The sequence below is a fragment of the Pelomonas cellulosilytica genome, from assembly GCF_021353265.1.
Taxonomy (GTDB): Bacteria; Pseudomonadota; Gammaproteobacteria; order Burkholderiales; family Burkholderiaceae_C; genus Pelomonas; species Pelomonas cellulosilytica.
The window spans coordinates 383,002-401,451 of record NZ_JAJTWU010000001.1; the positions used below are offsets into that span (position 1 = coordinate 383,002).

The 18,450-nt window shown below is 70.1% G+C and carries 16 protein-coding genes; 10 read left to right on the top strand and 6 right to left on the bottom strand.

From position 1 onward, the window contains the following. Positions 1–13: 13 nt before the first annotated feature. The 3 genes from LXT13_RS01485 to LXT13_RS01495 all read right to left on the bottom strand — a co-directional run bounded on the left by LXT13_RS01485 (position 14) and on the right by LXT13_RS01495 (position 3,016). Positions 14–1,039: a hypothetical protein gene (locus tag LXT13_RS01485; RefSeq protein WP_233369829.1), complete on the bottom strand. Its 1,026-nt coding sequence runs from the start codon at positions 1,037–1,039 to the stop codon at positions 14–16. A gap of 104 nt (positions 1,040–1,143) precedes the next feature. Beyond that, complete coding sequence (locus LXT13_RS01490; protein WP_233369830.1) at positions 1,144–2,511, bottom strand: PQQ-dependent sugar dehydrogenase; 1,368 nt, start codon at positions 2,509–2,511, stop codon at positions 1,144–1,146. Positions 2,512–2,590: 79 nt separating this feature from the next. After that, on the bottom strand, positions 2,591–3,016 hold the full coding sequence (locus LXT13_RS01495; protein WP_233369831.1) for a CBS domain-containing protein: 426 nt from the start codon (positions 3,014–3,016) through the stop codon (positions 2,591–2,593). Positions 3,017–3,115: 99 nt separating this feature from the next. On the opposite strand from LXT13_RS01495, the gene LXT13_RS01500 reads away from it, so the two are divergent. The 4 genes from LXT13_RS01500 (at position 3,116) to LXT13_RS01515 (ending at position 6,345) form a co-directional block, all read left to right on the top strand. Then, positions 3,116–3,373, top strand: coding sequence for a DUF378 domain-containing protein (locus tag LXT13_RS01500; RefSeq protein WP_233369832.1), 258 nt, complete (start codon positions 3,116–3,118; stop codon positions 3,371–3,373). Between the two features lie 17 nt (positions 3,374–3,390). Continuing rightward, positions 3,391–5,028: a hybrid sensor histidine kinase/response regulator gene (locus LXT13_RS01505; protein ID WP_233369833.1), complete on the top strand. Its 1,638-nt coding sequence runs from the start codon at positions 3,391–3,393 to the stop codon at positions 5,026–5,028. A 333-nt stretch (positions 5,029–5,361) separates the two neighbouring features. Further along, on the top strand, positions 5,362–5,547 hold the full coding sequence (locus tag LXT13_RS01510; RefSeq protein WP_233369834.1) for a CsbD family protein: 186 nt from the start codon (positions 5,362–5,364) through the stop codon (positions 5,545–5,547). 126 nt (positions 5,548–5,673) lie between these two features. Further along, on the top strand, positions 5,674–6,345 hold the full coding sequence (locus tag LXT13_RS01515) for a YiaD family glycine zipper/OmpA-like lipoprotein (protein ID WP_233369835.1): 672 nt from the start codon (positions 5,674–5,676) through the stop codon (positions 6,343–6,345). On the opposite strand, the gene ligD is transcribed toward LXT13_RS01515, so the two are convergent. The 3 genes from ligD to LXT13_RS01530 all read right to left on the bottom strand — a co-directional run bounded on the left by ligD (position 6,337) and on the right by LXT13_RS01530 (position 11,798). Then, positions 6,337–7,200 (bottom strand): non-homologous end-joining DNA ligase, encoded by an 864-nt coding sequence (gene ligD / locus LXT13_RS01520; RefSeq protein ID WP_233369836.1) that lies wholly within the window; start codon positions 7,198–7,200, stop codon positions 6,337–6,339. The two genes, LXT13_RS01515 and ligD, sit on opposite strands and share 9 nt — an antisense overlap. Then, positions 7,200–9,050, bottom strand: coding sequence for a carbamoyltransferase family protein (locus tag LXT13_RS01525; protein ID WP_233369837.1), 1,851 nt, complete (start codon positions 9,048–9,050; stop codon positions 7,200–7,202). The genes ligD and LXT13_RS01525 overlap by 1 nt, the downstream gene beginning before the upstream one ends. A gap of 63 nt (positions 9,051–9,113) precedes the next feature. Continuing rightward, positions 9,114–11,798, bottom strand: a complete 2,685-nt coding sequence (locus LXT13_RS01530) for an ATP-binding cassette domain-containing protein (RefSeq protein ID WP_233369838.1) — start codon at positions 11,796–11,798, stop codon at positions 9,114–9,116. 190 nt (positions 11,799–11,988) lie between these two features. Here LXT13_RS01530 and LXT13_RS01535 point away from each other — a divergent pair, with 190 nt between their 5' ends. Genes LXT13_RS01535 through LXT13_RS01560 form a run of 6 tightly spaced genes read left to right on the top strand, consistent with a single transcriptional unit; the run spans position 11,989 to position 18,445 of the window. Beyond that, complete coding sequence (locus tag LXT13_RS01535) at positions 11,989–13,329, top strand: glycosyltransferase family 4 protein (protein WP_233369839.1); 1,341 nt, start codon at positions 11,989–11,991, stop codon at positions 13,327–13,329. After that, positions 13,326–14,480: a glycosyltransferase family 9 protein gene (locus tag LXT13_RS01540; RefSeq protein ID WP_233369840.1), complete on the top strand. Its 1,155-nt coding sequence runs from the start codon at positions 13,326–13,328 to the stop codon at positions 14,478–14,480. Before LXT13_RS01535 ends, LXT13_RS01540 begins: the two co-directional genes overlap by 4 nt. A gap of 2 nt (positions 14,481–14,482) precedes the next feature. Then, positions 14,483–15,463 carry a glycosyltransferase family 2 protein gene (locus LXT13_RS01545; protein ID WP_233369841.1) on the top strand — a complete coding sequence of 327 codons (981 nt, stop codon included), beginning with the start codon at positions 14,483–14,485 and terminating at the stop codon, positions 15,461–15,463. Continuing rightward, positions 15,460–16,554, top strand: coding sequence for a glycosyltransferase family 9 protein (locus LXT13_RS01550; protein WP_233369842.1), 1,095 nt, complete (start codon positions 15,460–15,462; stop codon positions 16,552–16,554). The genes LXT13_RS01545 and LXT13_RS01550 overlap by 4 nt, the downstream gene beginning before the upstream one ends. Continuing rightward, on the top strand, positions 16,530–17,480 hold the full coding sequence (locus LXT13_RS01555) for a glycosyltransferase family 4 protein (protein ID WP_233369843.1): 951 nt from the start codon (positions 16,530–16,532) through the stop codon (positions 17,478–17,480). The genes LXT13_RS01550 and LXT13_RS01555 overlap by 25 nt, the downstream gene beginning before the upstream one ends. After that, a complete protein-coding gene (locus LXT13_RS01560) occupies positions 17,477–18,445 on the top strand; it encodes a UDP-glucuronic acid decarboxylase family protein (protein ID WP_233369844.1) in 969 nt (322 codons plus the stop codon). Before LXT13_RS01555 ends, LXT13_RS01560 begins: the two co-directional genes overlap by 4 nt. Positions 18,446–18,450: the final 5 nt, after the last annotated feature.

Sequence of the window (18,450 nt, forward strand, 5' to 3'; positions counted from 1 at the left end):
CCGAAAAGCAGCCTTACTTCGTCTTGGGGGACGACGTCGACGAGCCGGAGGTGCCCGTCAGGCTGGAGCCCGAAGCACCCGAGGAACCCGATGTGCCGGATGACGACGCGCCGAGGCCGGATGACGAATCGTCGCTCGCGCCGGGGATGGCGCTGCTGTTGCGACCCGAGCCCTGCTGCTGCTGGCGCCATGACGAGAACTCGTCGGAGAACTTTTTGTAGCGGTCCTGGCGCCAGTTGCGGTAGTCGTTGTCGAGCGAGCGCAGCTGCTCGTTGCGCCATTGGTGGTAGTCCGGGTCATGCGCGAACTCGTGGTGTTGGCCGCTCTGCCCGCCGTAGCCCCCCTGGCTGCCCAGCCCGCCGTAGCTGCCCTGGCCGCTCTGGCCGGTTTCGGCGTTCTGGCCGTAGTAGCTGCCGCCCTGGCCGTAGTTGCCGACGCTGCCCGGGTTGTAGCCGGCGCCCTGGTGGCCGTAGCTCGGCTGTCCGCCGAAGCTGCCACCCTGGCCGCTGTAACCCCCCTGGCCGCCATAGCCCTGACCGCCGTAGCTCTGACCGCCGAAGTTCTGGCCGCCGTAGCTGCCCTGGCCGACGTTGCCGCCACCATAGCTGCCGCTCTGGCCGAAGCCGGTGCTGTTCTGCTGACCCCAGCCCTGACCACCCTGCATGCCGTAACTGCCAGCTTGCTGGCCGTACCCGCCGCCGTAGCCGCCGGCCTGGCCGAGGTGGTCTGCGCGCTGCTGGTCGCCGTAGCTGCCGCCGCTGTGCTGCCCGTAGCTGCCTTGCCCACCGAAGCTGCCGCCGGCCTGACTGTCACGGCCGCTCTGGCCGCCCTGGAAAGACGAGCCGGCGTATTCGCTGCCGCTGTAGCCGCCCTGGCCATGCTGGCCACTGCCCTGGTTCAGTTGGTGTTGCTGGCCTGCCGGATTGCCGCCGTAGCCGCCGTACTGGCTTCCGCCGCCTTGCTGGCTGCCGCTTTGCTGGCCACCGTAGTTGCCTTGCTGGCCGCCCTGTTGGCGGCTCTGGTCGTCATGTCGAGACATATGAAATCCTTTCAGGCTGAGTCCTTGACGTCAGACCTTCGGCCCTGCGTGATGGGGCCGGAGGCTGTACATCAGGGCGGCAAGGCACATTCCTGTCCGCAGTGCTAACGTGGTTTCTCGTCTGACGGATTGCGCGACACGCGCCAGACAGTGTTGCCCACGTCGTCGGCCACCAGCAGCGCGCCGTGCGCATCGACGGCCACGCCGACCGGCCGGCCGCGGGCCTGGCCCTCCGGCGTAAGGAAGCCGGTCAGCACATCCACCGGCAGCCCTTGCGGCCGCCCATCGGCAAAGCCGACGTAGACGACCTTGTAGCCCGACGGCGGGTTACGGTTCCAGGAGCCGTGCAGGCCGATGAAGACGCCACTGGGCGCCGCCCCCGGCAGCGCCTGGGGCAGCGCACTCTCGCCGGCAGCCGCCAGGCCCAGGGCCGCGACGTGGGCGCCGAGCGCGTAGTCGGGCGCCGTCGCGCGGGCGACGAGGTCTGGGCGCTGCGGGTCGACGCGGCTATCCACATGCGCGCCGTACCAGCTGTAGGGCCAGCCGTAGAACGCGCCGTCGCGCACCGACGTCAGGTAGTCGGGCACGAGGTCGCTACCCAGCTCGTCGCGCTCGTTGGCAACGGTCCACAGCACAGGCGCGGCGCCACCGCCCGGGCCGGGCATCCAGGCCATGCCGTTGGGGTTGCGCAGCCCGGTGGCGAACAGGCGCTTGGTGCCCGTGGCGCGGTCGATCTCCCAGATGGCGGCCCGGCCTTCTTCGGCGTCGATGCCGTTCTCGGCGACGTTGCTATTGGAGCCTACCGTCGCGTAGAGCCTGACTCCGTCGGGGCTGGCAATTAGGCTCTTCGTCCAGTGGTGGTTGATGGTGCCGGCGGGCAGCTCAGTCAGTCGACGGCCCGATCCCTCCACGTGAGTCTGACCGTCGCGGTAGGCAAACTCGAGGACGGCGTCCGTGTCGGCCACATAGAAGCGGTCGCCGACGACCGCCATGCCGAACGGGGAGTTCAGGCCCTGCGCAAACACCTCGCGGACCTCCGCGCGGCCGTCGCCATCGGCGTCACGCAACAGCGTGATGCGGTTGGCGCTGGGCGTGCCGGCGCCAGCCTTTTTCATGAAGAGTTTCTGAATGCGGGCCTTCAGGCCCTGGCCGTCATCCGGGCGCGGCGGTGCGTTGGTCTCGGCTACCAGCACGTCGCCGTTGGGCAGCAGCTGCAGCCAGCGTGGGTGGTCCAGCCCGGTCGCGAAAGGCTGCACCTGGAGGCCCGCGGCTGCGGCCGGCGTCTCGCCCGCTTGCCAGGGCCTGGGCTCGGCCACCTGCACGGTGGGCAGCGGGCGGTGCACCGGCTCGACAAGCGTGGGACGGGGACCGACATCGGCGTTTGCGGGCAGGCGGGTGTGCTCGCCGCAGGCGCTCAGCGCCAGGGCCGCCGTCGCTGCGAGCAGCGGTCTTGGGAGTTGGTAAGGTTGCATGCCCGGGCCCAGGCAAGCGGAGCTCCCGACCTGCCACGTCATTGCGGCAGGATTTGCCGCAGGACGGCGCGGTGCTTCTTCAGCCGCTGCGTCCCGGCGTGGAGATCTCGCGCAATGCGCGGTCGACGTGCCCACTTTCGCGCAGCGCCACGTCTCCCAGCGAGACGATGCCCACAAGCCGGCGGTCGCTATCGACAACGGGCAGCCGGCGGATCTGCCGCTCACCCATCAGCCGCTTAGCCGACTCGGTGTCCTGTTCGGGCGTGCAGCACGCGGGCTCGGGGCTCATGACGTCGGACACGCAGGCCGTGTCGGGGTCCAGGCCATCGGCGATGCCGCGGACGACGATGTCGCGGTCGGTCAGCATGCCCAGCAGCCGTTCGCCGTTGCACACTGGCAGGGAACCGACGTCGAGGTCCTGCATGCACTGCGCCGCGCGTCGCAGGCTTTCCTGGGGCTGGACGGTCTGTACGTCGACGGACATGATGTCGGCGATTCGGGTCATGGTGTGCTCCTTAAGTGAGACCCGATGCCAGCAAGGGGGGTGCCGTTGGCTGGGCACGCAGCATGCTTGCGGCAGGCCCCGTTTCTGGAAGGAATTGCCATGACATCGTCTGATCTCAACCCATCCCCCGCGCTGCCGGCAGGCAGCCGCACCGCGCGCGTGACCAGTCTCGTAGCGCTCGTGCTGCTGGTCATCGGCGGCCTCAACTGGGCACTGGTGGGCTTGTTCAATCTCGATTTCGTCGCTGCCGTCTTCGGCCCGATGACGCTGGCCTCGCGTATCGTCTATGTCGCCGTCGGTCTGGCGGCGTTGTACGGCCTGGTGCTGCTGCCGCGCATGGGGCGCGGTCCGGCCTGACCTGACAAGGGGCGCCGATGAGCGACCGCGACATGAAGCCTGTCCCGCCGCAGCCGGCGGTTCCTTTGGCCGACAGCCGCCATCACGAAAGCGCCGCGACGCTGCAGGCGCTGCTGCAAGGGGTGCGTGACTACGCCATCTACACCGTCAACCCGCAAGGCCTCATCAGCTCCTGGCACCGCGGCGCCGAGCTGATGAAGGGGTACACGGCGGACGAGGCGGTAGGCATGCCCTTCGCGCGCCTGTTCACCGCCGTGGAGCGAGCCGCCGGCCAGCCCGAGCTGGAGCTGCAGGTGGCCGCCGAGCAGGGCGAGTACAAGGGCGAAGGCCAGCGCGTGCGCAAGGACGGCAGCCGCATCGACGTGGCCGTGGTGCTGACTGCGCTGCGCGGGCCGCAGGGCGACCTGCTCGGCTTCCTGAAGCTCACGCAGGACATCACCGCCCGCCGCGCGGAGGAGCGTGCGCGCGAGGAGGCGCTGCGCGCCTCGCAGCTGGCGCGTGCGGAGGCCGAGCGTGCCAGCCAATTGAAAGGCGAATTCCTCGCAACGCTGTCGCATGAGCTGCGCACACCGCTGTCGGCCATCCTCGGCTGGGCCCATGTGCTGGAACGCGGCGTGTTCGATGCGGACACGTTGAAGCACGGGCTCGATGCCATCTCGCGCAATGCGCGGCTGCAGGTGCAGCTCATCGAGGACCTGCTGGACATGACGCGCATTGAGTCGGGCCAGCTGCGGCTGGACCGCCAGCGCGTGGAACTGGACGGCGTCGTGGCTGCGGCCATCGACTCGGCGCTGCCGACGGCTGCCGCCCGCGGCCTGGCGCTGACGACCGACTTCGGCGGCGGCCCGGCAGGAGGCAGTTGGTGGGTGCTGGGTGACCCGGCGCGGCTGCAGCAGGTCTTCGCCAACCTGCTCGACAACTCGCTCAAGTTCACACCTCGCGGCGGGCGCATCCATGTATCGCTACAGCGCAGTGCAACCGGTCTGGCCTGCATCAGCGTGAAGGACACGGGCCAGGGCATCGAGCCCTCCTTCTTGCCACGGCTGTTCGAGCGCTTCCAGCAGCAGGACACAACCACCACGCGGCGCCACGGCGGCCTGGGGATCGGCCTGGCCATCGTGCGACAGCTTGTGCTGCTGCACGGCGGCGAGGTGCAGGCCCACAGCGCTGGCCCGGGCCGCGGCTCGATGTTCACCGTGTCGCTGCCGCTGGAGCTGGACCCGAGTGCGCTGATGCCGCGGCCGGTGCCGGTGTCGCCCCAGCAGCCGGGGCGCTTGACGGGCATCCGTGTGCTGCTGGTCGACGACGAACTCGACGTGCGCGACATCACCGCGCACCTGCTGCGTGCCGCCGGCGCTCAGGTCAGCACCGTGCCGAGTGCCGAGGAGGCCCTGCGACTGCTGCAGCAGCGGCCCCCCGATGTGCTACTCAGCGACATCGGCATGCCAGGCTGCGACGGCTATGAGCTGATCCAGCTCGTCCGCTCCTTGCCTGCGCAGTCGGGCGGGGGCGTTCCTGCGGCGGCGTTTACCGCCTACGCGAGCCCCGACGATGCCGAGAGGGCGCTGTCGGCCGGCTACCAGTTGCACCTGGCCAAGCCGGTAGCGGCCGAGGCGCTGGTGGGCGCCGTGGAACGGCTGGCGCGGGCGCCTTGAATGGCGCCCGCCGCCCTGTCAATGGAAGAAAAGGTAGACCAGCACCAGCACGACGCCGGGGACGCCGAGCAGCCAGGCCAGCAGATATTTGCCCATGGTGATCTCCTGAAGTGGTGGGATGGGCTCAAGCATGGGCCGACTGCGCGACCGTGGGCAGCGGACGGCGTGCGGCGCGGTCGTAGGACGTGCGGCGCCCGGCGCGTGAGAGGCCCGCCGTAGGACGCGACCCACCGCGCGACGGGGCGAACGCTGGCCCCACGGGCGTTGCGTGCAACCTAGGCTGGAGTCAGTCCGCGGGGCATCCCGTCCGGCGGCCAACCTAAGGAGCACCTCATGAACAGCGACCAGATCAAGGGCACCGTGAAGGACGTGGCCGGCAAGGCGCAGCGCAAGCTGGGCGAAGCCGTTGGCAGCACCGACCAGCAGGTCAAGGGTGCGCTGAACCAAGCCGAAGGCAAGGCGCAGAAGGCGGCCGGCAACGTCCGCGAAGCGGCCAAGGACTTGAACCGCAAGATCTGATGCCGTGCAGCGTTCGCCGCGCCGGGCCTGCCCGGCCGCTGCAGCGCACGTGATGCAAAAGGCCGCCGCAGCCTCCACGCCCGGCGGCCTTTTCGCGAACCGCATGAACCTCGAAAGGAGACCCGGATGAACAAATCCATTTCACAGGCGGCCGCGCGCCGCACCGGCATCGCGGCGCTGTGCTTCGCCCTCGTGGCGGTCAGCGGCTGTTCGTCGATGAGCGAGCGTGAGCAAGGCACGGCCAAGGGCGCTGGCATCGGCGCGGTGGCCGGTGCCGTCATCGGCTCGGCCACCGGCGGCAATGCTGGCCGCAGTGCGGCCCTCGGTGGTGTCGTCGGCGCCGTGGCGGGCAACCTCTGGTCCAAGCACATGGAAGACAAGCGCAAGGCGCTGGCCCAGGCCAGCCAGGGCACCGGCGTGGAGGTTACGCAAACGGCCGACAACCGGCTCAAGCTCAATGTGCCCAGCGACGTGTCCTTCGACACCGGCCGCGCCGACATCAAGCCGCAGATGCGCCCGGTGCTCGACGAGATCGGCCGCAACCTCGACCCCAATGTGCGCGTGACCATCGTGGGCCACACCGACAGCACCGGCAGTGATGCGATCAACGATCCGCTGTCGCGCGACCGGGCGATGGCCGTACGCGACTACCTCGGTGCGCGGGGCGTGGCGCCCTCACGCGTGAACGTGTCGGGCCGCGGCTCGCACGAGCCGGTCGCCAGCAATGACACCGAGGCTGGCCGGTCAGCCAACCGTCGGGTGGAGATCTTCCTGTCCGAGACCGGCACATCAGGCTGATGCATTGACGGCCTGTAGCGCCGCCGTCAGCGATTGCGGCGCCAGCGCGGGCCAGGCATCGCCCTGGTCCGCGCGTTCCTTTGCGTTGGCGAGTGTCCAGGCCGCGGCGCCGTTCAGCATCGGCAACTCGTCCCACGCCAGCGGCACGGAGACGCCCAGGCCGGGCCGCGCTCGCAGCGACCAAGCGGCCACCGTCGTGGCGCCGTCTCCGTTGCGCAGCCAGTCGATGAAGATGAGGCCCACGCGCTGCGCCGCGCCGCTGCGTGCGACGAAGCGGTCGGGATGCGCGTCGGCCAGCTGCTGCACGGTGGCCTCGGCGAAGGCCCGCACCACATCCACGGGCCAGCGTGCGGCGATGGGCACGACGAGGTGCAGGCCTCGCCCGCCGCTGGTCTTCAGCGCACAGCGCAGGCGCAGGTCCAGCAGGGCGTCGCGTACGAGTTCGGCGCCCCGCGTGATGTCGGCCCAGGCGATGCCTTCACCGGGGTCCAGGTCGAAGACGATGCGGTCGGGCTTGTTTAGCCGGGGCATGCGCGCGTTCCAGGTGTGGAACTCGATCGTGTTCATCTGCACGGCGCCCATCAAACCGTCCAGGCTGCGGATCTCCAGCAGCGGCCCATGGCCAGGCCACAGGCCCGCGTCCAGCACGTGCACGCCGGAGAAAGGTGCCTTGCCGGGATGCTTCTGGAAGAACGTTTCTTCGCCCACGCCGTGCGGCGCGCGCAGCAGCGCGACCGGTCGGCCCTTGAGTTCCGGAAGCAACTGCCCAGCGACCGCCTCGTAGTAGGCCGCCACATCGCCCTTGGTGGCGCTGGTGCTGGGGTCAACGGCGCGGTCGGCGTGCGTCAGCCGCATCACTTTTCAAGAATGAAGGAGCCGATGACCAGTGCATCGAGCGGCGTGCTCCAGAACGCTTCCAGCGCCGCCTTGGGCGTTGCGACGATCGGCTCGCCACGCACGTTGAACGACGTGTTGACGAGCACCGGCACGCCGGTGCGCTGCTCCACCGCCGTCAGCAACGCGTGGAACAACGGGTTGGTGTCGGCATGCACGGTCTGCACGCGGGCGGTGCTGTCGGTGTGCAGCGCCGACGGGATTCGCTCGCGCTGTGCCGCCTTCACGTTGTAGACGAACAGCATGAACGGCGAGGCACCCTCGTTGGCCTCGGCGGGCTCGAACCAATCGGCGAGCGCTTCGGCCGTGACAGCCGGCGCGACGGGGCGGAAGTCCTCGCGATCCTTCAGCTCGTTGAGCCGGGCCTGCATCGCGGGGTCGACCGGCGAGGCAAGGATGGAGCGTGCACCCAGCGCCCGCGGGCCGAACTCCATGCGGCCCTGGAACCAGCCGATGATCTTGTTCTGCTCCAGCAGCTCTGCGGTGTCGCGGGCCACGTCGCTCGAACGCCGGTAGCTGGCCTTGGTCCACTGCAGCAGCGCCTCGATTTCGGCATCGTCGAACCCGGGGCCGAGATAGGGATGTGTCATCTGCCAGCGACGCGGCGCCAGCGTGAACACCGCGCCGGCCTTGGCATCCGAGGCCTCCGGCACGTCCTGTACAAGGTCGTCTTCCGCCAGGCCGCGGCGTTCGCGCGCGTCGGTCCATAGCGCCGCGCCCAGCGCCGTGCCTGCGTCACCGGCGGCGGGCTGGACCCATACGCGGCGGAAGATGCCGGCATCGCGCAGCCGGGAGTTCATCAGGCAGTTCAACGCCACGCCGCCGGCCATCGCGAGGTCGTGCTCGCCGCTGCGCTCGCGCAGCCACGTGACCAGCTTCAACGCCGTCTCTTCCAGCACCAGCTGTAGCGAGGCCGTCAGGTCCAGGTGCACCTGCACCATCGCCGAGCCCGGCGCGCGCGGCGGGCACACGCCGGCGCTGAAGTCGATGGGATCGAGCCGGTACTGGCCTTCTTCGCCGACGATGAGATGCCGGCGCAGCAGGTGGGCAAAGCGCGGCTGGCCCAACGCGGCGAGCGCCATGACCTTGTACTCATCGCTCGAATGCAGGAAGCCCAGGTGCGCCGTGACCTGCTCATACAGCAGGCCCAGTGAATGCGGCACGCGCACCTCGCCCAGCGCCTCGTAGCGGCTGTCGCGGTAGCGGCCGTAGGTGGTGGTGGCATGTTCACCTCGGCCGTCCAGCGTCATCACGGCGCAGCGCGAGAACGGCGCGGCCAGGAAGGCGCTGGCCTGGTGGCACAGGTGATGCGCGACGAAATGCCACTTGTAGGGCGGCTGGACCCTGTCGGGCAGCGAGAAGCGCTTCTTCAGGTGATGGGGGGCGCCGTCGCGCAGCTGGCGTGGCGCGTTCATCACGTAGGAGGCGAATAGCGGGTCCCACGGGCTCTCCCATGCGCCGGGCGCGAAGTCCGACGGCTGCAGCGGCAGCGAGAAACGCTGGTCGGGCGCGCGGTCGCCGATGAAGAGCGTGGGGTCGTAGCTGTAGGCTACGTGGCTCACGTCGGACAGCGTGATGCCGGCCTCGCGCAGGCAATAGTCGATCGCGTGATAAGGCAGCTCCCAGGCCGTGAAGGGCACCGGGCGTTTGCCGTGCTTGATGCGCGTGAAGCGTTCGTCCTCGGCTGCGGCCACCACCTGGCCGTCGAGCACCAGCGCGGCGGCGGAGTCGTGAAAGCTCGCGTTGATGCCCAGCGTGAAGAGGCACGGCGCGGACATGCCCGGCTCGACCGGGGCGGGGGTGGGGTGCATGGACTCTCCTGACGATGCGCCGTCGCGTGGCAAGGCGCATGCCGCCGGCACGGGCCCTATATGTCAGGCGTGGACGCGGGCCAGCTGCCGCAGTGTCCGCACCAGCTCCTCCGGCCGCACCGGCTTGGCCAGGTGGCGCTGGAAGCCGGCGGCCAGCGCGCGAAGCCGATCCTCGGGCTGGGCCATGCCGGTCAGCGCCACGGCGGGCAGGCGCTGGCCCACCGGCACGTCGCGCCGGGCCTCCATCGCCCGAACGCTGCGGACCACCGCGTGGCCGTCCTCCGCGCCCAGCGCGATGTCGCACACCAGCATGTCCGGCCAATCGGCCACGTCACGGCTCGCCAGCCGCTCCAGCGCCTGGCGGCCCGAGGTGGCGCGCTCGGTACGGGCGCCGTCCATCTCCAGCAGTGATCCCAGCGAGGCCAGGGCGTCCTCGTCGTCGTCCACGCACAGCACGTTCAGGCCCGCGAGCGGCCGTGGGTCGGTGTTCAGCGGTTCGGTGTCATCTTCCAGCGGCGCGGGAGCAGTCTCGGGCCAGGCCGGCTGCTGCGGGACAACGGCGGGCAGCGCGAACGCCAGCTGGATCTGCTGCGCACCCGAGGCGGCGTCCGGCGTGAACGCCAGTTGGCCGCCGGCTTCGGCCACCAGAGTGCGCAGTTCCAGCGTGTCGGGTACCGCCTGACGCTCCTCAGCGAGCCGGCCGTGAAACCCGAGTGTCAGCTGGCTGGCATTGCCCACGCGGGCGAGCCGGGCTTCCAGCCGGCCGCCGGCGGCGCCGCGCAGCGCGAGCTGGCAGACGAGGTGCACGATGCGGGCCATGCGGCTGGCGTCGCCGACTACGTTTGCCACCTCCATGTCGATGCTGGTGTAGGGCTCGACGCGGCGCGCCTCGAGTTCGGCCCGCAGGCTGTCGAGGCTCAGCACCAGCAGGCCGGCCAGGTTGACCGGGTGTTGCAGCAGCCGGCGCTCCAGCGTCTCTGTCTGCTGCTGCTGGCGCTGCAGTTCCCACAGTTGAAAGTACAGGCCGCCCTGCGCCAGCAGCATGTCGTGCCGCCCGCGCTCGACGATACGGCCGCCGTCCATGACGATGATCTCGTCGGTGTTGACGATGGTGGACAGCCGGTGCGCAATGATCAGTGACGTGCGGTCGCGGGCCACGCGCTCAAGCGCGCCCTGGATGGCGCGCTCGGCCTTGGTATCCAGCGCCGATGTGGCCTCGTCGAGCACCATGATCGGCGGGTTCTTCAGGAAGGCGCGGGCAATGGCGATGCGCTGCTTCTCGCCGCCGGACAACCGCGCGCCGCGCTCGCCCACGCGGGTCTCGTAGCCGTCGGGCAGCAGGCGGATGAAGTCGTCCGCCTGGGCCGCACGCGCTGCGGCCACGATCTCCTCGCGCAGCGCACCGGGGCGGCCGTAGCCGATGTTGTAGGCGATGGTGTCGTTGAACAGCATCGGGTCCTGCGGCACGACGCCGATGGCCTCGCGCAGGCTCTGCAGCGTCAGCTCGTCGACCCGCTGGCCGCCGATGCTGACGCGGCCGGCGTCAGGCTCGTACAGCCGCATCAGAATGCGCGCCAGCGTCGACTTGCCCGAGCCGCTGCTGCCGACCACCGCGCAGGTCCTGCCATGCGGGATGTCCAGCGAGAAGTCATGCAGCACGCGGCGCTGGGGCTCGTAGCCGAAGTCCACGTGCTCGAAGCGGATCGTCGTGTCACCACCGCGTAGCGGCTGCGCCTGCGGCGCCTCCCGGATGTCCGGCGCCTTGCGCAGCAGCCTGAACAGCGTCTCGGTGTTCAGCAGTGCATCGCGCGTCTCGCGGAAGACGAAACCCAGCGTGTTCAGCGGCAAGAAGACCTGGATGAGGTAGGCATTCACCATCACCAGGTCGCCGATGCTCATGCGCCCGGCGGCGGTGTCGTAGCCCGCCATCAGCATGACACCGCCGACGCCCAGCCCGATGATCGCGCCCTGGCCCACGTGCAGCGCCGAGAGCGTCTTCTGGCTGCCGACGCTGCCGTCCACCCACTGCGCGAGCACCTCCCGGTAGCGCGCCCGTTCGCCGGCCTCGCGGCCGTGGGCTTTCACGGCTTCGTAGTTCAGCAGCGTGTCCACCAGCAGGCCGTTGGCGTTCGAGTCATGCTCGTTCATGATTCGCTGGCTCTCGACACGCTCGCGCGTCTTCCAGCCCGTCCATGCCGCGTAGCCCAGCATCGTCGCCGCGATGACGGCGACGAACTTGAGACCGTAGCCCGTTGTCACGATGACGAGGACGACCGCGAACTCGACGAGCGTGGGCAGCACCGTGAAGACGCCGGCGCCCAGCAGATAGCCGATGCCACCCACGCCGCGCTCCACCTCGCGGATCAGCGCGCCGGTGCTGCGCTGTGCGTGGAAGCCGGGACTCATGTCGAGCAGGTGGGCGAAGGCGCACTCGGAGAAGCCCGCGACGACGCGCTTGCCCACGCGGGCGAACACGAGGTCGCGCATTTCGGTGAACAGCACGCTGGCAAAGCGCAGCAGCGCATAGCCCACCAGCAGCAACATCGGCACGGCCAGCACCGACTGCGTGCCACCCGGAGTCAAGGCGTCCACGATGGCCTTCAGCAGGCCCGGCACGCCCACGGCCGCCAGCTTGGACAGCACGAGCAGCAGCAATGCCAGCGCCACCTGGCGCCGCCAGGGCTGCAGGGCCTCCCACAGGAGGGCGACGGCCTGCCGCCCGGTCACGCGCTCGCGGGCGTCATTCATGGCTATTCATCCGCATTCCTTGCATCTGCGCCTCGAAGCAACTTCTGCAGCAAATGCGGCCAGGGCAATCGGCGTACGAGCGTGCGCGCCTTGTCCCTTGAAAGCGCTTCCGCGGGCATCCGCATTGCTTGGAGCAGCGGTTCCGGTATGTCGATTGCCGAGCCGCTTCATCGAAGTGGATGGAGCAGTCATGACGGCAGCTTTGAGAGTCGCGATCATCAGCGAGCACGCCTCGCCCCTGGCCAGCCAGGGCAGTGTGGATGCCGGTGGACAGAATGTCTATGTTCTGCACGTCGCCCAGGCACTGGCTCGGCAGGGGCACCATGTGGACGTGCTGACGCGGCGGGACCAGCGCACGTTGCCAACGGCGATGGACCTGCGGCCCGGCGTGCGCGTGCTGCACATCGACGCAGGCCCGCCCACCTTCGTGCCCAAGGAGCAGCTGCTGCCCTACATGAAGACGTTCGGCAGTGAGACCGTACGCCTGATGCGGCGCAGCCTGCCGTACGACGTGGTGCACGGGAACTTCTTCATGTCGGGCCTTGTGGGCCTGCGCGTGCAGCGCCAGCTGAATGTGCCGCTGGTGCAGACCTTCCACGCGCTGGGTGCCGTTCGCCGGCTGCACCAGAAGGAGGCCGACAAGTTTCCCGTCGACCGCATCGAACTGGAACGGCGCATCGCCTGCGAGGCCGACTGCGTCATCGCCGAGTGCCCGCAGGACGTCAAGGACTTGATGAGTCACTGTGGCGTGCCGCCGCACCGCATTGCCGAGGTGCCTTGCGGCGTGGACCCGCAAGAATTCACGACCGGCGACCGCCATGCGGCGCGCCGCCGCCTGGGGTTGCCGGATGACGAATTCATCGTGCTGCAGCTTGGCCGCCTGGTGCCGCGCAAAGGCATCGACAACGTCGTCCGAGCGGTCGGCCGGCTGGGCGAAGGCCGGCCCTGGCGACTGCTCGTCGTGGGCGGCGAATCCCGCGAGCCCGACGAGGCCTGCACGCCCGAGATCGGCCGGCTGCGCCAGATCGCTGTGGAGACCGGCGTCGCCGATCGCGTGAGCTTCGTCGGCAGGCGCGACCGCCATGAGCTGAAGGACTACTACCACGCCGCCGACGTGTTCGTGACGACACCCTGGTACGAGCCCTTCGGCATCACGCCGCTGGAGGCGATGGCCTGCGGCACGCCCGTCATCGGCTCCGCGGTGGGCGGCATACAGCACACCGTCGTGGATGGACTAACCGGCTTTCTGGTGCCGCCCAACGATCCGGAGGAGTTGGCCCAGCGGCTGGAAGACCTGCGCTGCATTCCCGAGTTGGGCCGGCTCATGGGCCGCGCCGGCCGCGTGCGCGTGTGCCGCGATTTCACGTGGGAGAGCGCGGCAGACAAGCTGGAGCGCGTCTACTCGCTGGTGGCACAGCAGCGGCGCATCCGCACCTCCGTGGGCTTGCGGCTGTTGCCCACCCGAGCGCCGTTCGCCGCGGGGCTGCACGGCGCCGCGCTGGCTTTGCAGACGATTGGAGCCAAGGGGTGAGCGAGCCCGCGGTCGAGGGCCGCCTGCAGCGCTGGAGCGAGGCGCGCCGCGTGCTGCTGATCCGGCTGGACAACCTGGGCGACGTGCTGATGACGACGCCCGCCATCGCGGCCGTGCGTGAGTCGCTGCCGAAGGCGCATCTCGCGCTGCTTGCAGCGCCGCCGAGCCAGGCGTTGCAGCCGCACCTGCGTGACGTGGACGAAGTCATCGGCTTCCATGCGCCGTGGGTCAAGGCTGGCGCTGCGGCGCTGGACGAGCTGGCTCGCCGCACGCCGTCGCTCGCACATGGCGAGGCCGAGCGCGCGCAGCTCCGGCGGCTCGCCGAAGCGCGCTTCGACGCGGCCATCATCTTCACCGTCTGCACGCAGAGCCCGCTGCCGGCAGCGCTGCTGTGTCGGCTGGCGGGCATTCCGCTCGTGCTGGCCCACAGCCGCGAGCGCGCCTACGGCCTGCTCAGCGACGAGATCGCCGATGGCGACTTGATAGGCAGCGTCACGCTGCGGCATGAGGTGCAGCGGCAGCTGGACTTGGTGGCCCAGGTGGGCCTGCGCACGCGGGACGAGCGGTTGCGATTTCACGTGCGGGAGGAGGACGGCCAGGCCGCCCGGCAGCTGCTTCAGGCAACCGGGCTGGCGCCCGACGTGCCATACCTGCTCGTGCATCCCGGGGCCAGCGCCGCGTCGCGTCGCTACCCGGCCGCCAGCTTCGGTGCCGCGGCGGCGCTGATGCGGCGCGACCCGCTGCTCGCCGGCGTGCGCATCGTGTTCTGCGCGGGGCCCGGCGAGGCGGCGTTGCTGCGCGAGGCCGAGGCGGCGATGGATGGCGATGGGGTGGTGCTGCCACCTCCCGCCACGCTTGGCACGCTGGCGGCGCTGGTGGCTGGCGCACGCGTGCTGGTGGCCAACAACAGCGGCCCGGTGCATCTGGCCGCGGCGCTCGGCACGCCGGTGGTGGAGCTGTACGCGCTGACCAACCCCCAGCACACGCCGTGGCGGGTGCCGGCGCGCGTGCTCAGCCACGACGTGCCTTGCCGCAACTGCCTGAAGAGCGTCTGCCCGCAGGGCCACCATGACTGCCTGCGCCGCGTGCCGCCGCGGGCGGTGGCCGAGGCGGTTCGCACCTTCTTGCGGCCGGTGGCCTGGGCGGCATGACGATGCGCACGCCCGACATCAGCGTCGTCGTTCCGACCTACCGGCGCCCCGAGCTGATCGCGCGTTGCCTGGCGGCACTCCTCGGGCAGACGCTGGACTCCGACCTTTTCGAGATCGTCGTCGTGGACGATGGGCACGATGATGCCACCCGCGAGCGCGTGCGCGGCATCGCGCGGTCGGCTGCCACGCGCATCCGCTACCTGCGCCCCGGGCAGGGGCGGGGGCCCGCGGTTGCGCGCAACTGCGGATGGCGCGCGGCCAGCGCTGACGTGGTGGCCTTCACCGACGACGACACGCAGCCCGATCCCGCCTGGCTGCAGCAGGGGCTTGCGGCGCTGATGCTGCATCGCGACTGGGTGGCGGCCGCCGGTCGGGTCCACGTTCCGCGCGAGACCGGCCATCCGCCGACCGACCACGAGCTGATGACGCAGGGCCTGGAGACGGCCGAGTTCGTCACGGCTAATGCGTTCGTCTGGCGCCGTGCGCTGCAGCAGCTGGACGGGTTCGACGAGCGCTTCCTGCGGGCCTGGCGCGAGGACTCGGACCTGCACTTCCGGCTGCTGCAGCTCGGCCCCGTGGGCCGGGCGACGGAGGCCGTTGTCCGTCATCCGGTGCGCGCCGAGCGCTGGGGTGTGTCACTGCGCCAGCAGCGCAACGTGTTTTTCGATGCACTGCTGCACCGCAAGCATCCGCGCATCTACCGCGAGCGCATCCGCCGCTTGCCGCCCTGGGACTACTACCTCATCGTCGTGCTGACGCTGGCCGCCCTGTTGCTGGCGTTGGCTGCCGCGCCGACGCCGGCGCTGCTGTCGCTGACGGTTGCCCTCGCACTGGTGCTGCGGTTCGCGTGGCGGCGGCTGCGCGCCACGTCGCGCGAGCCCGGCCATGTAGTGGAGATGCTGGCGACATCGGCGGCGATCCCGTTCCTGTCGGTCTACTGGCGATTGCGCGGTGCCCTGCATTTCCGGACGCCCTTCCTATGACGCCCGACTTCGGTCCGGTTCAGCGCATCGCCGTGTTCCGCGCGCTGGTGCTGGGCGACACGTTGTGCGCCGTGCCCGCGCTGCGCGCGCTTCGACGCGCGTGGCCCGAGGCCCGCATCAGCTTGGTGGGCCTGCCGGTTGCGCGTGAGCTGGCCGAGCGGCTGGACTGTGTGGACGAGTGGCTGGCCTTCCCGGGCTGGCCCGGGCTGCCGGAGCGGCCGGTCGATCTGGCTGCCATTCCGGCTTTCCTTGCCGAGATGCAGTCGCGCCGCTTCGATGTGGCCGTGCAGCTGCACGGCAGCGGCCAGATCGTGAATCCGCTCGTGAGCCTGTTCGGCGCGCGGCACATGGCCGGCTTCCATCCGCCGGACGCGCCGCCGCCCGGACCGCTGTTCTGCGCTTGGCCAGTGCACGGCCACGAGGTGCAGCGGCTGCTGGCGCTGTGCCGGCACCTGGGCCTCGCGACGGACGATGGCGCGCTGGAGTTCCCGCTGCGCCCGGAGGACGTGACGGCCCTGCGCGCGGCCTGGCCGGCGTGGGGCGACCGCGGCCCCTATGCCTGCGTGCATGCCGGCGCGCAGTTGCCCTCGCGGCGCTGGCCGGTCGCTCGCTTCGCCGCCGTGGCGGAAGCCTTGCACGAGCGGCGGCTGACCGTCGTGTTGACGGGCGCCCCGTCGGAGCAGTCGCTCGTGGCGGACCTGTCGCACCGGCTGTCCCGGCGCGGTGTGCCGCATGTCGACCTGGCCAGTCGCACGAGCCTGTGGGCGCTCGGTGCGTTGCTGCGTGACGCGCGCGTGCTGGTGTGCAACGACACGGGCGTGTCGCACATCGCTGCAGCACTGCGCGTGCCCAGTGTCGTCGTGGCCTGTGGCAGCGAGGTGGCGCGCTGGGCGCCGGCCGATACACGGCGGCACCGCGTGCTGGCCAAGCCCGCCGCCTGCCGGCCTTGCGCCCATACCGTCTGCCCTGTGGGCCATGGCTGTGCGCTGGATTTGGGCGCGCACGAGGTGGTGCTCACTCTGGACGACCTGCTCATGCACACCAACGACTTGCTGGAGAAACTTCCATGTCCCGCCGCCTGCGCATCCTGACGTGGCATGTCCACGGCAACTACCTTTACAACCTGACGCAGGTCCCGCACGACTTCTACCTTGTGACCGACCCTGAGCGCTCGGCAGGCCGCGTGGGTCGCGTCGGCGCGCTGCCCTGGGGCCCCAACGTGCACGAGGCGCCGCTGGAGCGCATCGAGGACATGGACTTCGACGTGGTGCTATACCAGCACCGTGCCGGCTGGGAGGCCGACCGGCCGCGCTGGCTGTCCACCGCCCAGCAGGCACTGCCGCGCATCTACCTGGAGCACGACCCGCCGCAGCAGCATCCGACGAACGAGCGTCATTGGGTGCAGGACCGCGGCGCGTTGCTGGTGCACTGCACGCACTTCAACGCGCTGATGTGGGACGCGGGCGAGACACCCGCGCGCGTCATCGAGCACGGCGTGAAGCCGCTGATTGACGTGGCCTACCACGGTGACCAACCGCGCGGCCTCGTTGTCGTCAATATGCTGGCGCGGCGCGGCCGCCGGCTCGGCGCCGACCTGTACCTGGAGCTGCACGAGCAGCTGCCGCTAACGCTTGCCGGCATGGGCAGCGAGACACTGCCGGGCGGCATCGGCGAGGTGTCCCAGCTCGAACTGCCCCGGCTGATGGCGGCCTACCGCTTCTTCTTCCACCCGGTGCGCTACACCAGTCTGGGGCTGGCGCTCATCGAGGCCATGCTGGTGGGCCAGCCCATCGTGGGCCTGGCGACGACGGAGCTGTCCAGCGTCATCAGGAGCGGCGACAACGGCTTCATCGACAACCGCCCCGAAGCGCTGGCCGATGCGATGTCGCTGCTGCTGCGCGAGCCGGGCCTTGCGCAGCACTGGGGCGCCCGCGGCCGAGCGCTGGCGCAGGAGCGCTTCAACATCGGCCGCTTCGTGGCCGACTGGATGCAGGTCTTCAAGGAGGTCACGACATGAGCGATCCGGACACCGTCCTCGTCACCGGCGCCGCCGGCTTCATCGGCAGCCACCTGTGCGAAGCATTGCTGGCGCGCGGCCAGCGCGTCATGGCGCTGGACAACCTCAGCACCGGCGACATCGGCCACCTGGACCGGCTGCTGGGCCACCGGGGCTTCACGTTCACGCGGCGCGACGTCGGCGCCGAGCCGACGCCCGACATGACCCAGGCCGGCCGCATCTACAACTTGGCCTGCCCGGCCAGCCCGCCGCACTACCAGAAGTCACCTGTGGACACCGTGCTCAGCAGCGTGCTGGGCGCATGGCGGCTGCTGGAGCTGGCGGGCGTCAGTCGCGCACGTCTGCTGCACACGTCCACCAGCGAGGTCTATGGCGACCCCGAGGTGCATCCCCAGCACGAGAATTACTGGGGCCATGTGAACCCCAACGGCGCCAGGTCCTGCTACGACGAAGGCAAACGCTGCGCCGAGGCCATGCTGATGGCGTACCGCCAGCAGCGCGCGGTGGATGCCTGCATGGTCCGTATCTTCAACACCTACGGCCCCCGCCTGAGCCCCGGCGACGGCCGCGTGGTGAGCAACTTCATCGTGCAGGCATTGCAGGGAGAAGACCTCACCGTCTATGGCGATGGCCACCAGACGCGCAGCTTCTGCTACGTGAGCGACACGCTGCACGCGCTGCTGCTGATGATGGACAGCGGCGAGACGGGGCCGGTGAACGTCGGCAACCCCGGGGAGCACACGATGCTGGAATTGGCGGAGCTGGTCCTGCGCCTGACCGGCAGCCGCTCGCGGCTTGTCTTCCGCCCGCTGCCGCAGGACGACCCGCGGCGCCGCTGCCCCGAAATTTCTCGGGCGAAGGCCTTGCTCGGCTGGCAGCCCGAGGTGGCGCTGGAGGACGGGCTGCAGCGCACGATCCATCACTTTCGCGGTGTGTTGGGCGTCAGACGCGTGACCGTGGCCTAAACCGC